The organism is Sphingobium fluviale (assembly GCF_004122115.1).
Taxonomy (GTDB): Bacteria; Pseudomonadota; Alphaproteobacteria; order Sphingomonadales; family Sphingomonadaceae; genus Sphingobium; species Sphingobium fluviale.
The window spans coordinates 1-3,404 of the sequence record NZ_SBKP01000034.1 but is presented as its reverse complement, the minus strand read 5'-3'; the positions used below and the strand labels follow the sequence as shown (position 1 = coordinate 3,404).

Sequence of the window (3,404 nt, the reverse complement as noted above, 5' to 3'; positions counted from 1 at the left end):
ATCGCTAACTTCGCATCCACTTTCGAATGCAGCTTCCTCGTCCATCGCTAATTACACCTCCCCAAATGAACGGCGTAACTTAGCAGCTGATTCTATTAGTAAAATGTGGGGGATAAAATCCGCTTACAAATGAACGGCGTAACTTAGCAGCTGATTCTATTAGTAAAATGTGGGGGATAAAATCCGCTTACGGAACACCAGCGGCACGAAGGTCCCGCGCCCGCTGGTCTGGGCATCGCGCTGGCGGTCGGCCTTCCAGCTGCGCGCAAAGGCTGCAACACGGCCGTAAGAGCCATCGAAGCCCAAGGCGACCAGATCTGCGTACATCTGCTTGACGGTGCGCCGCTGCTTGCGCGAGCGGCCAGCTTCGATCCGCAACCAACCGGTCAGCTTCTCGGCAAACGGGTCCAGCTTGCTCGGCCGGTCGGGCACCTTGAACCGGGGCTCAACCGTGCCCGCCCGAAGATACTTGCGGATCGTGTTGCGCGACAGTCCGGTCCGTCGCTCAATCTCCCGGATCGGCATCCCTTCTCGAAAATGCCAGCGCCGAATTACGCTCAATAACGCCATGTCGATCACTCCAATGTCCCCCGACGCAACAGCCAGGGGCAGGGTCAGAACATGGGTCACTTCTCAGCGGAAATTTATGCCTCTCCCGGGTCAACTCTCAGCGGAAATCAACACGCTTGGTTATGCCGGGCGCAGCCTGCCTGTTCCTGAAGAAGTACCGGATGGCTTGGCGGCGGCGCTGGGCAATGCGGGTCTCGCTGGATGGCTGCCCCTGTCCTGGCGCGCCGCCATGCAGAAGGGCGAAACCGTTCTGGTGCTGGGCGCAACCGGGACCACCGGTCTCATCTCAGTCGCTGCGGCTCGCCTGCTGGGAGCAGGACGGGTAGTGGCGGCGGGTCGCAACCCCGCGGCCCTTCAGACAACACTCTCGGTCGGTGCCGATGCGACCCTGAACCTGCAAGCCGACGATCTGAATCATCGCCTGGTCGCAGAAGCCGGTAACGGCTTCGACATTGTCATCGATTATCTGAACGGCCCGGCCACACAAGCTGCGATGCACGCCATGGCGACGGGTGGGCGGCTGGTGCAAATCGGCTCAGCGCTCGGTTCCGAAATATCGGTGCCCGCGCAGCTTGCCCGCAAACTGTCGCTCTCGGTTCTGGGATTCGCCTATTACCATGCCCCGCTCGCCTTGCAGGCCGAGGCCTATCTTGCTGTTTGTGCTGCAGCAATTGCGGGCGGTATCCCGATCGATTACCGGGAAATGCCTCTCAACGAGGTGATGGCGGCATGGGCGCTGCAAAAGGGCGGTGACTCATGTCGCAAGGTGATGATCCCCGGCCCCGCCTCACCGGTGCTCATTCCGGGAAACCAGTAGGACAGAAGCATCGCTGCAACGGCGATCCGGCACATGCGGACGCAGCCTTTCCTCCGCCCGCCCGGCCCGGTCACGATCTTTGGCCGAATGTTTGCCCTAACATCATCATACGCTGATCGACGGGCGAAGGGTGCCAACGGTTTCCGCAAGCCATCGTTCTGCGTCCTGCTCGAGCCGCATTTGTTCGGCGCTGCCGTTGACGATCGCAGGAGGCATTTGCTTGCGTCCCAGTTCCATCATCGCGGAAGCCAGATGACGATATTCATGAGGCACGCCATTCATCGCCTGCGGAGCGAGGGTCCATCGGACCGCTGTTCCAGCCGCCACGGGATCGGCCCGGTCTTTCTCGTAGATGGCGGTACGCTGGGAAATCCTCCATTGCCCGTTGCGGCATTCATGGCGGTCGAAGAAGCGCGCCCATGAGGTGACGTCGACCGGTATGGCCGGATCCCCTATGGTGACCCGCAGCATGATGACGAGGTCTGTCTCGCTCAATGCGCGGTCATGGGAGATTTGGACGCGCGGGTTGCCGATAAGGTGTTTGAGCAACATCTTGCCGGAGGTCGCGAGTTTGCGCGATTCGGCAAGAAACTCTCCAATGGTCCCGGAAAACCAGCTGATGTCCAGTGTGGCGTCCGGCCAGAACGTGTCGGCGAGCTGATCCCACTTTTCCTGGTCGCGGTAGGCGAATTTGGCTACGAGAGCTTGGATGTCACGCTCGGCTAGAGCAAGGGAGAGGTTCTCCTGCATGCGATCCTCAAATTTCATAGGTTTCGTCTACCGCTAAAGGGGCTCAGCGTCCGCGACCGGGCCGCGTTTCCGCTTGCTTCATGAAAGCATCCGCCAGCGCGTTGAAACGCTCGGCGCTGTCCTGCTGAACAAAGTGACTGGAACAGGCAACCACCTCGTGCATGCCGCCCGTCAGGCGGGCAACGGCCGCGCAGGTAGCGTCGAAGCCGGGGCTGAATCCTCCGGAAATGACCAGCGTGGGAATTGCCCTTTCGCGAACGATATCCGCTGCGGCGAGCATGCTTTGGGGCAATGCCGCGCGCGATCGCAACAACGAGCAGCCGAGCGCGGTCGCCTTTGCGGGATCACCCATAATATTCTGTGTTGACACATTGGCTTCCCCCTGGGCTGAGGAACCCATGCTGCCCACGAAACTCAGCGCAAATTCGGCAGGCGTGCGGGCCGTCATAAGATGTTTCATCACTACTTCGGCAACTTTGGCCGAGGTTCCATCCTGCTGGCTAACCGGGTCGACCATCAGCATGCCCTTAAGGGCAGGCTCGATAAGAATAAGCGAGCGAACATTTTCGGGGCGCTGCGCCGCGGCCAGCAGGCTCGAGGCGCCGCCAAACGAGTGACCGATGAGGTGGCATTCCTCGTCCAAAAGATCAGCGATAAGACTGCCGTCCACTTCCATGTCGTCCGGCCCGCGGGAAGGGCTTGCTCCAAAGCCTGGACGATCGAGCAAGCGTAACCTCCATCCCCGATCAGAAAGCGGCTTCTGCGCCTGAAAATTGATCGGCCCACCGCCGATGCCGCCCTGCACCCCACCATGTACCATCAGCACTGGGGTTCCACTGGCCCCCCACTCGGTTATGTGGACAGGAAGATGGTCAGCATCATCGGGCCGCGCGACCTCCGGACATTGGGCCAATAGCGCAGGATTGGCTGAACCAAGCGGAAAGGAAACCATTATGGCAGTGCCTCCAAATCATATACCGCTCTGGCACACCTTTCACTTGGCTGAGGCGGCTGTGTCTCGCCAAGTTTTACGAACTCGCCTGAAAGGATCGAGACTGTATTTTTTGTGTTGTGATAACGAGATCGGTATCGCTCGCCTGCATGCGACGTGACCCTAGATCTGATACTTTCTTTTACGTAAATAGCACTACCAGAACTGTCCATGTAAACTGTGTCCAGTGTGATGGCGAAAGGCTTGCGGTTACGGTGGTCTTTCATCAGTATCAGCGACCGTGTCCACTTCGTTCGCCACGACGCCCTTGCAGGC

General features: G+C 59.5%; 3 protein-coding genes and 1 pseudogene. 1 reads left to right on the top strand and 3 read right to left on the bottom strand.

Annotated features, from left to right (window positions below; translation table 11 throughout):
• Nucleotides 1-189: 189 nt before the first annotated feature.
• A pseudogene (locus tag EQG66_RS15130) lies at nucleotides 190-570 on the bottom strand (IS21 family transposase); the annotation flags it as partial.
• 76 nt (nucleotides 571-646) lie between these two features.
• Here EQG66_RS15130 and EQG66_RS15125 point away from each other — a divergent pair.
• Nucleotides 647-1,387 (top strand): zinc-binding dehydrogenase, encoded by a 741-nt coding sequence (locus EQG66_RS15125; protein WP_164975707.1) that lies wholly within the window; start codon nucleotides 647-649, stop codon nucleotides 1,385-1,387.
• Nucleotides 1,388-1,492: 105 nt separating this feature from the next.
• Here EQG66_RS15125 and EQG66_RS15120 read toward each other — a convergent pair whose 3' ends face one another.
• Together EQG66_RS15120 and EQG66_RS15115 are read right to left on the bottom strand one after the other, a co-directional pair.
• The gene (locus EQG66_RS15120) at nucleotides 1,493-2,155 is read right to left on the bottom strand and encodes a nuclear transport factor 2 family protein (RefSeq protein WP_129405335.1); all 663 of its coding nucleotides are present in this window, start codon (nucleotides 2,153-2,155) and stop codon (nucleotides 1,493-1,495) included.
• A 25-nt stretch (nucleotides 2,156-2,180) separates the two neighbouring features.
• Nucleotides 2,181-2,957, bottom strand: a complete 777-nt coding sequence (locus EQG66_RS15115; RefSeq protein ID WP_245988139.1) for an alpha/beta fold hydrolase — start codon at nucleotides 2,955-2,957, stop codon at nucleotides 2,181-2,183.
• Nucleotides 2,958-3,404 lie beyond the last annotated feature (447 nt).

Coding starts and splice junctions, on each gene's coding strand:
- EQG66_RS15125 (WP_164975707.1), top strand. CDS start 647: ATGCCTCTCCCGGGTCAACTCTCAGCGGAAATCAACACGCTTGGTTAT.
- EQG66_RS15120 (WP_129405335.1), bottom strand. CDS start 2,155: ATGAAATTTGAGGATCGCATGCAGGAGAACCTCTCCCTTGCTCTAGCC.
- EQG66_RS15115 (WP_245988139.1), bottom strand. CDS start 2,957: ATGGTACATGGTGGGGTGCAGGGCGGCATCGGCGGTGGGCCGATCAAT.